This is a genomic window from Scytonema sp. PRP1 (genome assembly GCF_036697665.2).
GTDB lineage: Bacteria > Cyanobacteriota > Cyanobacteriia > Cyanobacteriales > Nostocaceae > Kalymmatonema > Kalymmatonema gypsitolerans.
Genome location: NZ_JBAHYJ020000059.1, coordinates 52665 through 70023, shown reverse-complemented (window position 1 = coordinate 70023; position 17359 = coordinate 52665). Strand labels below are relative to the sequence as shown.

Here is a 17359-nt window from a genome sequence, read left to right as displayed (position 1 = left end):
ACAGTGTTGTGTGTAGGGGCAAGAACAACCTTGCACTCATACCAAGTGCTGATTGGAAAATGCTCCGGACTTAGCACTAAAATGCAGCACTAGTAAAAAGAGTAATTCTGTCTAATGGCTATGCCGAGTGACAGAAACGCGCACAAACAGCAAAAAACAAGCCAATGAATCTCTTACATCAGGGAGTTATGAATATGCTGAATATCGGAGATTACGTACGGCATCAAATGACAGGACAGATAGGTCAAGTCATCGGTTATGGACATCAAATACTGCAGGGAGTCTATCTAACGACCCTAAAAGTACGAGCCAGCAACAGTCACTTAATTGATAATCAAAGCAGATTTATTGAGGATGTGTATTCTGAATGGGTGGTAGCAGAACCAGCAGAAAGCGGGGTGGTACTGCAAGCTTGAGACTTATTTAATTGAGCGCTGAGAACAAATCAGATTCTCCAACCCTCCCTTTTAAAGGAGTTAGGAGGAGCATCTAAGATTTGTTGAAACAATATGACTAGCTGCTGTCTTAGCAGCATAGTCAAGATAGAGGGGAAAGTCTACTGGGCTTTGCCCCTTCTATTTATATGGTTGCAATTTACAAAAAATTACAAATTTCCTAAGCCTTCAGACACAAAATATATTAGCCCGCAGTATCTCATATCATGTCCGCTCAATGACCAACAAATCCTGGAAAACCCCCTCCCCCTATCCCCAGAGGGGATCCCGAGTCCCCCGTAAAGCTACGCTTCACGTCCCCTCCCCGCTTGCGGGGAGGGGTTAGGGGTGGGGTTCTGTAATTATGGGTAATTTGGCGGACATCATATCAAATTAGAAATAACTTGATAAACCTAACCAGAGAAAGACGATCAACAGTCTTTAATCTTCATAGCATCTATGTAACTTAACTTTAACCAGGATTAATTAATCTGGAAACTTAAAGCTCATCACATCTCCAATTGCCAAAAGACCCAGTGGTTACAGGCGGGAGATGTGATAGGTCTATGTAGATACAGGCATTTGTACATAAGGAAAGAAAACATTATGCGGCTGAATCTGACTTTGTTTTGGGTAACTTTATCCTTCGTCATCGTGGGAGCAATTATGCTGCTTCTCCAACCCGCTATTGATTTTCACTAAATAGAGTTGACTTTTGGCTGATGCAAACAATTCCATCCCAACAAAATACATCCTCCTGTGAATCTAAACCCTACAAGTTGGAAGACTGGCAGGGAGCTAATTGCTCACTCAATCAAGAGTATGACTATTGGATTGAGGATGTTGAGGGAGAAATTCCAACCAATCTAAACGGTACACTGTTTCGCAACGGTCCTGGTCTACTAGATATCTTCGGTCGGGAGATTCATCACCCTTTCGATGGAGATGGTATGATTTGTGCGATCGCCTTCTCCAACGGATGCGCTCATTTCCGCAATCGCTTTGTTCGTACAGAAGGCTACTGTGCAGAACAGAAAGCAGGTAGGATGGTCTACCGGGGTGTGTTTGGAACCGAAAAACCAGGAGGCTGGTTGGCAAACGCCTTTGACTTAAGAAAGAAGAACGTTGCCAACACCAATATCATCTACTGGGGCGAAAAACTGCTAGCCCTGTGGGAGGCTTCGCATCCCTATCGTCTTGATCCCAACACGTTAGAAACTTTGGGGATCGAAACGCTGGACGGCGTTCTGCACAAAGACTCGCCCTTTGCTGCTCATCCGATGATAGATCCTGGTGATGAAAATCGGGAACCCCGTCTAGTCACTTTCGCCATCAAACCTGGTCCGATCACAACTATCAGTGTCTATGAGTTGAACCAGGCTGGTAAAGTTGTACAACAACACGATCATCGAATTCCAGGCTTTGCCTTCATCCACGATTTTGCGATTACGCCAAACTATTGCCTGTTCTTTCAAAATCCAGTTTCCTTTAATCCCCTACCATATCTGCTTGGCTTTCGGGGAGCAGCGGAGTGCATTAAGTTTCACAGGCGTAGCCCGACTAAAATTTGGCTCATCCCTCGCGATCCCTCTCAAGAAGTTCAAGTTATCGAAACAGACCCCTGTTTTGTTTTCCACCATGCCAACGCTTTTGAGCAGGGCGACGAATTGATTGTTGACTCAGTTTGCTATGAAACTTTTCCAGGCATTGACCACAATCTGAATTACCAGGAAATTGACTTTGATGCTCGACCTCCTGCACAGCTGTGGCGTTTTCACCTCAACTTGAAAACGAAAACAGCACAACGAGATTTACTTGTTGAGCGTTCGTGTGAGTTTCCGTTTATTCATCCTGATCGGATTGGTAAACCACATCAGTGCATATTCTTAGCAGCTGCTCACCAACCACAAGGCGATGCACCCCAGCAAGCGATTATTAAAGTTGATCCCGAATACGGTGAACAAGAATTTTGGAGTGCTGCACCTAAAGGTTTCCTTGGGGAACCTGTGTTTGTACCTCGACCAGGCAGTACTCAAGAAGATGATGGGTGGGTGCTGACATTGGTCTATGATGCAGATCACAATCGAACTGATGTCGTTATTTTGGACGGAACTTGTTTGGAAAAAGGGGCGATTGCCTTCGGCACTGGGCTTTGCCCAATCGCTCGTCTGCACTTAAAGCACCACATTCCTTATGGATTGCATGGCAGCTTCACAAACGAAAGAATGAAGTATGAAGAATAAAAAAACTATACTTTATTTATTCTTCTCATTTTTACCTTCGTCTCATACTTCACAATTCAAGCTTTAGAAGTTATGGGTAGAAAAGCCGTTTTGTTGATCATCTGGATAGGATTTGTCGCCTACACTATATGGTTGGCTCCACTCGATCAATCAGACACATGGTCTTTAGGAGGGAAGCTGTTGACACTCCACTGGGGAAAGCTTAACGCCATCATCCCAGCTATATTCTGCCTGATGGGTATCTGGCCGATGATTTATGCTTGCCTAATGTTTGCCGATGGCAAAATGCAAAACTTTCGCGCTTGGCCCTATTTCATTGGGTCAAACTTCACAGGTGTCATCTGTCTTTTGCCGTATTTAATTTTTCGTCAATCTCATCAACAATTCTTTGGAAAAAAGGATAAGTTACTGGAAATTCTTGATCGGCGCTCAACAGGAGTTTCTCTTGTGATTGGTACAATTTGCATACTAGCTTATGCAACAATTGCTGGAAATTGGCAAGATTACGTTCAGCAATTTCAGACTCAGCAATTTGTTCACCTCATCAGTATCGACTTCTGTTTGATGTGCCTAATATTTCCCATAACTTCACTATTCGATGATGACATGGCACGAAGAGGTCTTAAAGACCCTCGTATTTTTTGGGCAGTTGCGCTCTTACCCTTGTTTGGTCCATTATTATATCTTTGCTTGCGTCCATCATTACCACAGACAGATGCAAAAGAATTATTCGCTTAATAAGTTAAGGATTTGTTGTGCAGCACGCTGACCACTGCGAATTGCGCCCTCCATATAACCACGATACTCCACAGGGGCAGTATGCTCGCCAGCAAAGAAAACCCGACCAGCAGACTGCGTTAAATGTGGGTTAAAGCGATGCAAGTCTCCCGGTCTAAAATAGCAGTAGGCACCTCGCGCCCATTCATCAGCACTCCAGTCATAAGAACGAGAGGTGATAATTTGCGGTGCATCAGGATAGATAGTATTTACTGCTGCCACTGCTAACTCACTAGCGTGCTCAGATAACTTTAAACTGCGAGTACCCCCACTGAAACAGGAAAGAATTTTTTCCGTCCCCATCTGAGCGAAAGTCGGCTCCCAGATAGCTTGGTAATCACCCCCAAGCAGCACAATTCCAAAGTTTGGCTTTGACCAAAAGCGGTGTGGATATTGCAATAAGGTCTTGACGACACCACCGTAAGGTAAGCTGGAAATAGCCTCTCGCTGTGCGTCAACAAGTGGTGCTTCTATCGGAATGTGACGCAGCACGCTCCAAGGAATCGTCACTATCACGCTGTCAGCCACAACCTCAACTAAACCGCTTGCTGTCTCAACATTAACAGTCACAGTCTCACTTGTTTGCTGGATACGACGCACGGGAGTGCCAATGTGAACTCGCTCTTGGAGATGTTGAGCTAAGGCATTTACCAGACGCGAAATACCGCCACGAACTCGCATATTGCAGCCAGTGTCGCTGATACCTGTAAGATAAGCAAAGAAACCTATGCCAATCAACTCTGGGTCGGTTGCAAAGAATGAAGAAGCGAGCCAACGGGCAATTCGATGGGCAAAGGGCGCAATTGAGTGCGTATCCAACCACTGATCTAAGGTCTGTTGCGGGTCTTTTTGCTCTTCAAGCAGGCTTTCGAGTTTTGCATAGAAATCGTCTAAAGCATTGCTTTGTTCCTTTGTGAGGGATATACGGTTGCGAAGACTTCCCTCTATAAACCAGTAGAGGTCGTCAGGAAATTTGGTTGCAGGGTCAAGTTGGATACCGAACTCGGCTGCATAAGTCATGAGCGCGCTGTGGTTATCGTCCACAAACTCAGCACCTAACTCGCCATATTGTCCTGCACCTAGTTCAACGGTATAAGCGCGACCACCCACACGCTCACGCGCCTCAAAAACCTGGACATCCAACCCTGCGCGTACCAGTTCATAAGCTGCACTTAGCCCTGCTAGTCCTGCACCAATGATAATAGTTTGATGTGACATGGCTTAACTCCGGAAAAATATCAAACAAAACTAACTTATCGTGATATTTGGATCTGCATTTTAATTCATTCTCTAAGTAGACTGATAAAACTGACACAACCTTCCATTAGTCAGAGGAAAGGAAATTTATAAGTTTTTAATATTAGGGGATAACACTAATAAAGATTAAGCAAAAGCTTAGAACCCAAGAGCCAAAATTCAACATGAAAAGGTAACCAAAGAAGGATGCGCTTTTATACTTAAAAACTCATTCCTTTAAAAACGAAAAAGGAGCGCTACACTATGCTATATAAAAACCGAAAGGCAGCAGGTCAAATTTTGGCTAAAGAGTTGGCAGCTTATGCTAACCGCCAAGATGTGCTGGTGTTAGCGCTCCCAAGGGGGGTGTTCCCGTCGCATTTGAAGTTGCTAAAGCATTAAATGCCCCTTTAAACGTTTTTGTGGTACGCAAACTGGGTGTACCCGAACAACAAGAACTCGCAATGGGAGCTATAGCTTCTGGTGGAGTGCGGGTATTAAATGAGAATATTGTGCGATCGCTTGGTATATCCGAGGCAGCTATTAACCAGGTAGTCGCAAAAGAACAACAGGAATTAGAGCGACGCGAACGCCTTTATCGTGGCGTACATCCCGTTCCAACGCTGCATGAACGTACTGTGATTTTGGTAGATGATGGTTTAGCAACGGGTGCAACTATGCGTGCGGCTGTTGTAGCGTTGCAGCAACAAAAACCTGCCAAGATCATAGTTGCCGTACCAGTTTCTGCATCCGAAACTTGTCAAGAATTTCAATCCAAAGTAGATGAAGTTGTTTGTGCGGCGACACCAAATCCCTTCTACAGTGTTGGTTTGTGGTACGAAGACTTTCCGCAAACAACCGATCAAGAAGTCAGGGATCTACTAGATAAGGCTGCAAACAGCCAAAAGACAACAGCTATCCGCTAAACACTGGACAACAGTGGACAAGATAGCCAGTCTAAGCCTTTGGGGGCTACGTTAGTGAGGTCAAGACACCTATAGGTGCTTTCCAGCTTGTAGCTCTGTCGTCAAAGATTAAGTTCTGTATTTAGCGCGCGGAAGTGTCTTTGACAAAACACAAGCCTGACTAACATTGACGAGGAAAACTTTACCCCAGAGATGGGAGGACAAATGTCTAATTTTGTATTCGTTCTAGATGCCGATAAACAACCACTTGACCCTGTACTACCAGGACAAGCAAGACGATTGCTGAAACAAGGAAAAGCCGCTATCTATCGGCGTTACCCGTTCACAGTTATATTAAAATACGGGGTTGCTAACCCCAGGACACAACCGCATCAACTAAAAATTGACCCAGGCTCTAAGACTACCGGGTTAGCAATTGTGCAGTGTGGCAAAGTTATCTGGGGTGCTGAGTTAACCCACAGAGGGCAACAAATCAAAAATGACTTAGAATCGCGTCGCGCTATTCGTCGCAATCGGCGCAACCGCAAAACCAGGTATCGCAAGCCACGCTTTTTAAACCGTACTCGTTCAGATGGATGGTTGCCGCCTAGCCTGCAATCTAGAGTAGAAAACGTATTGACTTGGGTTAATCGTATCCGTCGATATGTTCCAATCACAGGCATATCTCAAGAGCTAGTGAAATTTGATACGCAAGCAATGCAAAATCCTGAGATATCTGGGAAACAGTACCAACAAGGTGAGCTTGCAGGATACGAAGTGCGAGAATATTTGCTCGAAAAGTGGGATAGGAGGTGCGCTTATTGCAACGTTCAAGATGTACCGCTTGAAATTGAACACATTCACCCAAAATCAAAAGGCGGTAGTTCGCGCGTTTCTAACCTCACTTTGGCTTGCCGTCCATGCAACCAAGCTAAGGGGAATAGGGACATTAAGGACTTCCTGAGTGGGAAATCAGATGTAGTGAACCGCATCTTAAAGCAAGCCAAGCAACCTTTAAAGGATGCAACCGCAGTCAATTCCACGCGATGGGAACTGTTTAGAAGACTACAGCAAACAGGCTTGCCCATTGAAACCGGGACGGGTGGTAGGACAAAATATAACCGCAGCCGCTTGAAACTGCCTAAAACTCATTGGCTAGATGCTGCATGTGTTGGGGTTGTCAATGACCTGCATATTTTGGCACAAGAACCGTTGCTTATTGCGGCTAAGGGATGGGGAAGCCGTCAGATGTGTACACCAAATAAATACGGTTTTCCCGCTAAGCATAGAACACGGTGTAAAACGTTTTTTGGTTTTCAGACTGGCGATATGGTATGCGTAATTCTCCCATCTGGGAAGTTCGCAGGGACTCACGTTGGTAGATTGACCGTTCGAGAAAGCGGAGTTTTTGAAATGAGGACACCCAAAGGCAAAGTTAGTCCAGTGCGTCACAAATACTGTAAATCAATTCATCGTAACGATGGGTATATGTATGCGTTTTCGACAAATGTCCAATGAATCAACGATTAGAGGAATAGCGATCGGCGCATAGATGAATGTAATGTCATTTCCACTCAAACCTCGGTACACGCGCAAGGCTGCTGGGGCTTGTGTACAAAGAAAATTTAGAAACTTAAATCACGCATTATGAAAGTAGCACCAGAAATTACTTATCGCAATGTAGACAAAAGTGATGCCCTTGATAATTTAGTCAACGAAAAGATTGGCAAACTTGAGCAAGTTTGCGACTATATTAGTAGCTGCCACATTGCAATAGAAAAGATACACGATCGCCCGCGTAGTGGTTCTCCCTACCGAGTGCGGATTGATATCACAGTACCACCTGGACACGAACTTGTAGCCGAAAGCAACCCATCAGACACTAACCAGTATGCGCCACTGGATGCAGTCGTTCGAGATGCATTTAAAGCGGCGGTTCAGCAGCTGAGAAAACTCTCCAAGCGCCAGCAAGAAAGTGATAAAGCCAAAACTCACGATGACCCGCAGGAGAGTATAGCACTTGTCACAAAGCTATTTCCAGACAGAGGATATGGTTTTATCAAAACCATAGACAACGCTCAGGAAATCTACTTCCACCGCAATAGCGTTCTCCATGACGACTTTGACCGCATAGAAATTGGTACAGGTGTCCGTTTTTCCGTAGAAGAGGGTGAAGAAGGTCCTCAGGCAACCACAGTGCAGATTGTGAATAAGCCAGGTGCGAGCGTCGGCAAGTCCGAGCAAACCCTAATCGAGCCACCCTTGGGTTGGAGAGAATAGGCGATTGGAAAGCGCTTATTCTTATGATTCGACCAGATTCGGGGTGTTCCTTTGCTGTTAAGGATAATTGTAGGTTGGGTAGAGCGTAAGCGAAACCCAACCAAGCCTGTACTGAGATCTTGCACTTGTTGCAACAGTGAGTCGGCAAAGCCTCCAAACCCTCGTTACCAGGTTCAACCTGGTAACGACATATTAGAGCCTCTGGCTCTTGTTGAGAATCTTGAGTTTCGGTCCTCAACCCAATCTACGCAAAATCAGGTTTTTAGCTCTAACTGAACTGTATTGGTTTTTGCTCAGGACTCATAGTTCCGCTTTACGTAGTCAAATATAGGCAGACTACTACATACGGGTTTAAGCAACAACTATTTTACCGTTGGCACGGCAGAACATAGTTGTTTTTCGCCTTGGATGTACTACCAGACATCCCTTATCCCTCTAGAACTAGTTAGTTAATTTGGGATTACTTTTAGTTTTAGATTAAGGTCTGCTTAATCTTTTTTGAGGTAGCTCAAGATTGAACGCTCAGTATTAAAGTAGCATTTTTTTGTAAATATAAGGCTATATTAGACTAGATTTTTACTAAAGTTTTTTCATACGAATTCAGGCTCCTCTTGGCGAGAAATGATTCTCCCCTGCTCAAGATCTCTCCTTTCCAAGGTACTTGACAAAATGACCAGCTTCATTCTATTATCACTTTTAGTGCATAAATCCGTGCGCTCATAGTTACTCATATTTAGAAACTTCTTTAGCAACTTCTAACGCCACGTAAACGGAAACACAAAATTTTTTCATCTGTTTTTGCCTATGCTACGACTGCAAGCGGATGGATAGTGATTTATGTGTAGATATACATAACTGTATAAAAATAGCTCATGTTTAGAGCCAACTTTGGACAAGATGCGATACATGGCTCACTATGCAAATTTGTCAAAATCCCAGTTGCTCCAATCCCTTCAGCGCTGACAGCAATATATTTTGTACCAGTTGTGGACAAAGCAACTTTGGTAAACTCCTGAGGAGCCGCTATCGTGTATTGAGATTATTAGGCGAAGGCGGGTTTAGCAGAACATATGCAGCTCAAGACGTTGATAGACTAGATGCTCCTTGCGTCATCAAGCAATTCTTCCCACAAGTTCAGGGAACTTCAGAACGTACGAAAGCAGCAGAATTGTTTAAGGAAGAAGCGAAGCGACTTTATGAACTGGGAGAAAATCACTGGCAAATTCCCAGATTACTTGCTTACTTTGAACAAGGTTCTAGCCTCTATTTGGTACAAGAGTTTATTCAAGGGCAAACTCTGTTACAAGAACTTCAGCAACAAGTCTTTGGTGAAGAGCAAATTCGAGAACTTTTAGCTGATTTGTTACCGGTTCTCCAATTTATTCACGAGCGTAACGTTATTCATCGAGATATTAAACCAGAAAACATTATTCGCCGCCAAAGCGATCGCAAACTCGTCTTGATTGACTTTGGCGGTGCGAAGCAGGTCACGCAAACCAGTTTATCAAGACAAGCGACGGTGTTATATACAATTGGTTATGCACCTAGCGAGCAAATGGCTGGATTTGCCTGTCAGGCGAGTGATTTGTACGCCTTAGGAGTCACTTGTGTGCGTCTTCTCACGCACTGTTTGCCTCTACAAGATCCTCATGGACAAATTCATGATAGTCTTTACGATCCCATGAACGGTAAATGGTCCTGGCGAGAACATTTACAGCAAAAAGGGGTGACTATCAGCGATGATCTAGGGCAAATTTTGGATAAGTTGCTGAAACATTTGGCAAAAGAAAGGTATCAATCAGCAATAGAAGTTTTGCAAGATTTGAATGCAACAAACTTTTTTGCACAACCCATTTTGGGGATTTCCGAACCGGAATCACCGCTTCAACAACAGAAAGTCACAACGCTAATTCCTGAATTAGAAGCCTTCTATGAATTCTCCTTAGAGACTTTTGAATTTGACGTAGTAACAGTAGACGCACAAGGTAACGAAATCAGCCGTGATTGTCACAGTACAAAGTTTTATGCAGAAAATTTAGGTAATGAAGTCACGCTGGAAATGGTAGCGGTTCCTGGCGGTACTTTTATGATGGGTTCAACAGATGATGAAGGGGATGGTGACGAACGTCCACAACACCAAGTGACTATCAAACCTTTTTTTGTGGGAAAGTTTCCCGTGACTCAAGCACAATGGAAAGCGGTAGCAGCTTTACCCAAAGTCAAACAATCTTTAAACCCTTATCCATCCAAATTCAAAGGTGCAAATCGACCAGTTGAAAATGTTTCTTGGCACGAAGCGGTAGAATTTTGTGCAAGGCTGTTTGCAAAAACTGGACGACACTATCGCTTACCCAGTGAAGCGGAATGGGAGTATGCTTGTCGTGCTGGAACGACGACACCCTTCCACTTTGGCGAAACAATTACCGCTGAATTAGCAAATTGTAGTGAAAGCGATACTCACACTTGGGAACAAAAAGCTAAATACCGAAAAGAAACAACACCTGTAGGTAGTTTTCAGGTGGCAAACGCCTTTGGCTTGTATGATATGCATGGGTTAGTCTGGGAGTGGTGTGCTGACTCTTGGCACAAAAATTACGATGGCGCACCCACAGATGGATCAGTTTGGGAAGTTGGCGGCGACAATAATCGTCGTGTGCTTCGTGGTGGTTCCTGGAGTTTCAGTTCTGTGCTTTGCTTCGATTCTGCTTGAGACTGAAGGTATTTCGGGTCTTGTATCTGGTGACAAAACAATTGGTATTGATCTTGGGTTGAAAGACTTTGCTATTGTTCATGATGGCAATAAAGTTACCAAACATTCAAACCCGAAACACTTAAAGCGTCATGAGAAGAATCTAGCAAGAAAACAGAAGAAGTTTGCCCGTAAAGTTAAAGGGAGTAACTCAAGAAACAAATACAGAAAACTTGTAGCCAAGGTTCATGAACGAGTATCAAATTCCCGTCAAGACTTCCTACACAAATTAAGTAGGAAACTGGTAGATGAAAGCCAAATCATCATTGTAGAAAATCTAAACGTGAAGGGAATGGTACGGAACCGCAAGCTATCAAAGTCAATATCCGATGTGGGTTGGGGAATGTTTGTTAATTTCCTTGATTATAAGTTGAAACAGAAAGATGGTCAACTTGTAGAAATAGGAAGATTCTTCCCTAGTTCCAAAACCTGTTCATACTGTGGTCATATTCTTGATGAGTTAACGCTCGATATACGTGAATGGGATTGTCCCATGTGCAATACTCATCATGACCGTGATGATAATGCAGCACTGAACATCAGAAATGAAGGAATTCGGATATTATCAATGGACGGAGGGAACCCCGTTCTTGCCGTGCCGAGGCAGAGTAAGACCAATAAGCCGAAAGGTGGAAAAGCATCTGTCAATGAAGCTGGAAGCCTACACTGACCGACGGTCGGTGTAGGTAGTTCACTGATACGCCTTTATGCGTCTGCGCTGCGCGCGATTGGCTTTGCCACTGCCCCGTTCGGCAGAGCTGACGGCGAAGCCTTGGGCAATCGCCTGCTCAATTGCCGTTCGTCGGATGGCTATTGAGTTATAATTATGGACACAAACACTGCTCCTTTAACTATTTAGGCGTATGTCCTTGGCTATAAATAATGAATGACCCTCAGTCTAACGAGCCTAAATCCACTGCTAAGGAAGAAATAGTTGAGGAGCAGGAAACAAATAAAGAATTATTTCCTATCGTTGGGATTGGAGCTTCTGCTGGCGGATTGACGGCTTTCACTGAGTTGCTTAGGCATCTACCGATTGATACTGGCATGGCATTTGTGCTGATTCAGCATTTGGCTCCCCAATACAAGAGCTTGTTGAGCGAGATTCTTGCCAGGGCAACCCAAATGCCAGTCATTGAGGTGCAGGATGGCATATCAGTGGAACCTAACCACGTCTACGTCATTCCGCCGAACACAAAGATGACCATTACCCAAGGCAGGCTTAAACTCTTGCCCCGTGAGAAGACGCGTGGGATGTATATGCCAATCGATGTTTTCTTTAGTTCATTGGCAGAGGAGCGGGGGAGCAAAGCGATTGGAATCGTTCTGTCGGGGTCGGATGGAGACGGTGCACAGGGACTAAGGGCAATCAAGGCGGCTGGCGGGATTACCTTTGCTCAGTGTGAAGCAACGGCAAAATTCACTAGCATGCCGAATACGGCTGCTGCTACGGGTCACGTGGACTTTATTCTGCCTCCTGCGGCGATCGCCGAGAAACTGGCTAATATCAGCCGCCATCCCTATGTCACCCACCCAACGCCAGTAGAAACGCTTGAGGAACCCTCACTAGGCGAGAATCCTCTGCATAACATCTTCAAGTTGCTCCGGACTGCCACAGGAATTGATTTTACCAATTACAAGCACACCACCCTCAAGCGGCGAATGATGCGGCGGATGGCTCTGTACAGGTTGGAAAAACTCGAGGATTACGTTACGTATCTTCAGAACAACTCTGCGGAAGTGGAAGCTTTGTTCCAGGATTTATTGATCCATGTCACGAGTTTTTTCCGAGACAGTGATGTATTTCAAGCCTTAAAAAATCACGTATTTCCCAGCATAATGCAGAATAGAGCGCCCGAGGAGCCAATCCGCATCTGGGTGGCGGGGTGTTCAACAGGTGAGGAAGTTTACTCGATTGCCATCTGCTTATTGGAGTTTTTGGATGATCGGCAAAGTTCGCCCACAATCCAGATTTTTGGCACAGACATCAGTAATTTTGCTATTGAGAAAGCCCGAGGAGCTACATACATACCGAGTTTAGTAGATGAGATTTCACCAGAACGTCTACGACGCTTTTTTAACAAAGTGGAGGGCGGATACCAGGTCAGCAAGTTTGTCCGCCAGATGTGTGTTTTTGCCAAGCAAAACCTGATCGGTGACCCACCTTTTTCGCATCTGGATCTCATTAGTTGTCGGAACGTACTGATTTATTTGGGACCGGTTTTGCAGAAGAAGGTGATACCGTTGTTCCATTACAGCCTCAAACCAACAGGCTTTCTTCTGCTGGGAACCTCGGAGAGTACGGGCGAGTACTCAGACTTGTTTACCTTAGTAAACAAAAAGCAGAAAATTTATTCCCGAAAGTTGACACCGACTCGGCTAAATTTTGACTTCTTTACCAGCAATTATTCAGGACAGAAAATGAAGGATGAGGCTAGGGACTCCGATGCTGGGGAAGGTGTTGATTTGCACAAAGAAGCTGACCGGATTGTCTGGAATAAATATGCCCCACCTGGTGTGATTATCAACAGCGATCTGGAAATTGTACAATTTCGGGGAGAAACCAGTCCCTACCTTGCACCAGCACCCGGAAAGCCAAGCTTCAATTTGCTCAAAATGGCTCAAGCAAGCTTGCGGTTAGAGCTGCGCACAGCGTTCCTCCAGGCGAAACGCTTAGATGTCGCGGTGAGAAAGGAAGGCATCCAACTCACAACTAAAGAGCAATTGAGAGAACTCAATTTTGAGGTTATTCCTTTCCAGGTTCCCCCTTCACAAGAACGCTACTTTTTAGTTTTGTTTGAGGACGTTCAAGTGTCAGGTATTGCTCAGTCACTTGATGACGACCGGAGGGTGAAGCCTAGAAGGGGGAAGCAGACAGCGACGGAGCAGGAACTTATCCAGCTAAAACAAGAACTTGCTGCCACGAAACAGGAGCTGAGTGCAACTAAAGAGTATCTGCAATCGATTATTCAGGATCAGGAAGCAACTAACCAAGAACTCATGACCGCTAATGAGGAGATCCTGTCGAGCAACGAAGAGTTACAAAGCACAAATGAGGAACTAGAAACCGCCAAAGAAGAGATTCAATCGACTAATGAAGAACTGAGCATAACTAACGACGAATTGCACAGTCGGATTCAAGAATTAAACAAGGTCAACAACGATCTGCGCAATCTACTTAGCAGTGTCAATATTCCCATTGTGATGTTAGCAAATGATCTCACTATCCGACGTTTCACCCCGATGGCGGAGAAAATCTTCAACCTGATCCCCACTGATATGGGGCGACCGCTTAATCATATCAAGCCCAATATTAACGTTCCTAACTTAGAGCAAATGATCTTAGAGGTGATTGACACCTTGGTCATTAAAGAACAAGAAGTTCAAGACACTGAGGGTCATTGGTATGACCTACGGATACGCCCTTACAAAACCCTGGAAAATCAAATTGATGGCGCGGTGCTCGTGTTGGTCGATATTGACGCCCTCAAACGCAGCACCGAGGAGCTTAAACAATCCCGTGATTACGCCGAAGCGATCGTCGAGACAATACAGCAACCTCTCTTAGTGCTTGATATGAACTTGAGAGTGGTGACAGCGAATCAGTATTTCTATGAGACTTTCCTGGTTTCACAAGCCGAAACAGAACATTACAGTATCTTCGAGCTAGGAAATGGTCAGTGGAACATTCCCCAGCTGCGATCGCTCTTAGAAGAAGTTCTCCCTCAAAACAACCAGATCGATAATTTTGAGGTAGAGCATACATTTGAGAACATCGGACGCAAGACAATGCTGGTTAATGCCTGTAAAGTCTTGCGAGCAAACAATCATCAAATGATACTCCTCGCCATAAGTGACATCACTGAGCGTAAGCTGTTTGAGTCACAACGTAACCAGCTACTGATTCATGAGCAGTCGGCGAGGACTGCAGCCGAGGCAGCCAACCGTACTAAGGATGAGTTCTTATCAATCGTCTCTCACGAACTACGGAACCCTCTGAGCGCCATACTAGGCTGGGCTAGGCTGCTGCGTAAGCACTCTTTTGACGCCGAACAGACTGCTAATGCACTGGAGATAATTGAGGCTAGCGGCAAGTCGCTAGCTAACCTGGTTGAAGATATCTTAGACATCTCACGCATTACCACAGGCAAGCTCCACATTAATGTCAGTTTGATTGCTCTCGCACCTGTGATTCAGGCAGCCATTGATGTTGCCCGTCTATCAGCTGAGGCTAAAAATATTCAAATAGAAACCGTACTCGGATCGCCTGACACCCTATGGGTGTCAGGCGATCCGGGAGCGTTTACAGCAGGTGTTCTGGAATCTACTTTCTAATTCCATCAAATTCACCCCAGTCGGGGGACGAGTGACAGTCAAACTTGAGCATATTGGCTCATTTGCCCAGGTTCAAGTCATTGACACAGGTCAGGGGATCAGCGCCGACTTTCTACCCCATGTTTTTGAGCGGTTCCGTCAAGCAGATAGCAGTACCACTCGATCGCATGGTGGACTCGGACTCGGACTCTCAATTGTGTCTCATTTGGTAGAGCAACACGGTGGCACGATCCAAGCAGAAAGTCCGGGTGAGGGGCAAGGGACAACAATGACAGTGAGGCTACCATTAGTTAAATATCACACAGGCACTGTTGTGTCAAGTGATTTGTCGCAGGTATCGAGGGCAGGGCAAGAAGTGCCATTAGATACCACGCCAACGCTCTTAGGCGTGCGGGTACTTGTCGTTGATGACGAAGCGGGTCTATTAGAGTTACTGACGACAATTCTTGAACAGTACGGAGCGCAAGTGATGGCGGTTACGTCGGCAAAAGAGGCGATCGCCATTCTGAGGGCGAATCCTGGTGAGTACGATGTTCTGTTGTCAGACATTGGGATGCCGGATGAAGACGGCTACGCCCTGATCCGTCAGGTGAGGGCGCTTGATGGCGAGTTAGGGATAGGGAGAATTGCGGCGATCGCCCTATCGGCATATGTCAGGGAAGAAGAGCAAAGCAAGTCTCTTGCTGCAGGTTTTCAAAGGCATCTTGCCAAACCAGTCGAACCAGCTCAATTGGCATCAATAATTGCGGAACTTGCTGAGCTAAATCAGATGGGAAACTCTTGATGTGCGTGTGTGTTCCAGGCGATTGAGTACACGAGCAATTAATTCTGGTGCCATAATTGGCTTACTCACATAGTCATCTGCACCCGCAGCAAACACCCGATTCACAGTTTCCGCATCAGAGTCAACAGATAGAAACAGCACCGGTAACTCACTCCAGCGTGGATGGTTTCGCACCACCTCACACAGTTCAATGCCACTTAACTCCGGCATTTCCATATCTAGAATCAGCAAGTCGGGGTTAGACACCTCCAAAATGGTCCAAAATTGTTGGGGGTTATCCAGCAGAGTAAGCTTGAATCCCCAAGGCTCTAGTAAAGTGCGCAGAATCTGCAACAATTGGGGGTCATCGTCCACAACCAGAATTTTTGCCTCAACGATGTCAAATCGCTTCTTCTCAACTGGTGGATCGATTGCGGCTGGTTGTTCCAGTTCTTGCCGCAACGCTACAACAAGTTGAGAGAGACGTTGAACTTGAGCTTGACTGTGTTTGATTCCAGCCCGAAAAATTTGTTCAATCTCGCGGCACAGACGCGAGGCTTCAGCAAAACCAAAGCTTGCGAGCGATCCAATCAGCAAGTGGGCTTCTTGCTGTGCGTGTTGCCCCAGTTCTTCAGTGAGCGTACCCGCAACCAGGGTCGTAATAGCTTGTTCTAAGACCGTAACGTGAGCGCTGTACTTGGGTTTAAATCGCGCCCAAATGGCAGCCACTGCGGAGGAGATTTTTGGCTGAGGAGCATCTACTACAGTTTGGGAGTGAACCGTTGCCGCTGCCTGATTCTTAACTTCATCTTCCCCTAATTTGAACCGATACCCTAGTCCGTAAACTGTCTCAATCAATCCATCCGCCCCAGCTTTCTTAAGTTTCTGCCGTAAAGCCTTGATGTGTGCTCTGACAGTATTCTCAAAACGGATTTCTTCAGATGACCAGAGATAATCGAGCAGGTGTTTTTGACTAAATATCCGGTGGCTATTACGCAAAAGCAGCTCGAGTATAGCATATTCCTTAGCAGTCAAATGCAAAAGTTGTCCATCGCAAGTGACTCTACAGCTACTGGAGTCAAGCCTGATATTTCCCGCCTGTATCACTGAGGAGAGAACTGGAGTTCCTCGACGTATCAAAGCACGTATCCGAGCCAATAACTCATTGGTGTCAAAAGGCTTGACAACATAATCATCAGCTCCTGCATCTAATCCAATGACTTTGCTCGTGCTACTGTCCAAAGCTGTCAAAAGCAAAATTGGGGTGCTATTTCTGCGATCGCGTAGCTGTCTGCAAAACTTTAGACCATCCAGTTTTGGCAACATGATATCTAATAAAACCAAGTCATAAGTAAACGCTTCGACTAGGGACAGTCCAGTCTGACCATCCATCGCCAAATCGACTACATAATGGTGACTTGTAAGAGTATTCTTTAAGATTTCAGCAGTCCCTTGTTCATCCTCTACTAGCAGAATTTTCATAGACAACTATTGAGCGTTGTTAGACGCACGTTACGTTTTTTTAAACATCCGTCGCTAGGAATATGTTTGCTCTAACTTAATGGGTAAGTCTGTTAGATGACTCGCAGTTTGATTGCAGTTGACTTCAGAAAGAGCGCCACTTTTTTAAACACTTT

The 17359-nt window shown here is 45.2% G+C and carries 11 protein-coding genes and 1 pseudogene; 10 read left to right on the top strand and 2 right to left on the bottom strand.

What is annotated here, in order from left to right; genetic code table 11:
- Positions 1 to 164: 164 nt before the first annotated feature.
- The 3 genes from V5G28_RS11750 to V5G28_RS11740 all read left to right on the top strand — a co-directional run bounded on the left by V5G28_RS11750 (position 165) and on the right by V5G28_RS11740 (position 3415).
- Complete coding sequence (locus V5G28_RS11750; RefSeq protein ID WP_336230429.1) at positions 165 to 416, top strand: hypothetical protein; 252 nt, start codon at positions 165 to 167, stop codon at positions 414 to 416.
- A 740-nt stretch (positions 417 to 1156) separates the two neighbouring features.
- Positions 1157 to 2677: a carotenoid oxygenase family protein gene (locus tag V5G28_RS11745; RefSeq protein WP_332997458.1), complete on the top strand. Its 1521-nt coding sequence runs from the start codon at positions 1157 to 1159 to the stop codon at positions 2675 to 2677.
- 72 nt (positions 2678 to 2749) lie between these two features.
- The gene (locus tag V5G28_RS11740; protein WP_332997455.1) at positions 2750 to 3415 is read left to right on the top strand and encodes a DUF2834 domain-containing protein; all 666 of its coding nucleotides are present in this window, start codon (positions 2750 to 2752) and stop codon (positions 3413 to 3415) included.
- On the opposite strand, the gene V5G28_RS11735 is transcribed toward V5G28_RS11740, so the two are convergent.
- The gene (locus V5G28_RS11735; protein ID WP_332997453.1) at positions 3404 to 4672 is read right to left on the bottom strand and encodes a flavin monoamine oxidase family protein; all 1269 of its coding nucleotides are present in this window, start codon (positions 4670 to 4672) and stop codon (positions 3404 to 3406) included. The genes V5G28_RS11740 and V5G28_RS11735 overlap by 12 nt on opposite strands.
- A gap of 282 nt (positions 4673 to 4954) precedes the next feature.
- Between V5G28_RS11735 and V5G28_RS11730 the strand changes: the two are divergent.
- The 7 genes and pseudogenes from V5G28_RS11730 to V5G28_RS11700 all read left to right on the top strand — a co-directional run bounded on the left by V5G28_RS11730 (position 4955) and on the right by V5G28_RS11700 (position 15743).
- Positions 4955 to 5616 (top strand): annotated as a pseudogene (locus V5G28_RS11730) (phosphoribosyltransferase).
- Positions 5617 to 5820: 204 nt separating this feature from the next.
- A complete protein-coding gene (gene iscB / locus V5G28_RS11725; protein WP_332997451.1) occupies positions 5821 to 7113 on the top strand; it encodes an RNA-guided endonuclease IscB in 1293 nt (430 codons plus the stop codon).
- 129 nt (positions 7114 to 7242) lie between these two features.
- Positions 7243 to 7875, top strand: coding sequence for an HPF/RaiA family ribosome-associated protein (locus V5G28_RS11720; RefSeq protein ID WP_332997449.1), 633 nt, complete (start codon positions 7243 to 7245; stop codon positions 7873 to 7875).
- A 916-nt stretch (positions 7876 to 8791) separates the two neighbouring features.
- Complete coding sequence (locus tag V5G28_RS11715) at positions 8792 to 10585, top strand: bifunctional serine/threonine-protein kinase/formylglycine-generating enzyme family protein (RefSeq protein WP_332997447.1); 1794 nt, start codon at positions 8792 to 8794, stop codon at positions 10583 to 10585.
- Positions 10539 to 11294 (top strand): RNA-guided endonuclease InsQ/TnpB family protein, encoded by a 756-nt coding sequence (locus V5G28_RS11710; protein ID WP_336230427.1) that lies wholly within the window; start codon positions 10539 to 10541, stop codon positions 11292 to 11294. Before V5G28_RS11715 ends, V5G28_RS11710 begins: the two co-directional genes overlap by 47 nt.
- Before the next feature lie 212 nt (positions 11295 to 11506).
- Entirely contained in the window at positions 11507 to 14959 is a 3453-nt protein-coding gene (locus V5G28_RS11705; RefSeq protein WP_336230425.1) for a chemotaxis protein CheB, read from the top strand.
- Positions 14937 to 15743, top strand: coding sequence for an ATP-binding response regulator (locus V5G28_RS11700; RefSeq protein ID WP_336230424.1), 807 nt, complete (start codon positions 14937 to 14939; stop codon positions 15741 to 15743). The genes V5G28_RS11705 and V5G28_RS11700 overlap by 23 nt, the downstream gene beginning before the upstream one ends.
- Here the strand turns inward: V5G28_RS11700 and V5G28_RS11695 are convergent.
- Positions 15720 to 17204 carry a response regulator gene (locus tag V5G28_RS11695; protein ID WP_332997442.1) on the bottom strand — a complete coding sequence of 495 codons (1485 nt, stop codon included), beginning with the start codon at positions 17202 to 17204 and terminating at the stop codon, positions 15720 to 15722. The two genes, V5G28_RS11700 and V5G28_RS11695, sit on opposite strands and share 24 nt — an antisense overlap.
- Positions 17205 to 17359: the final 155 nt, after the last annotated feature.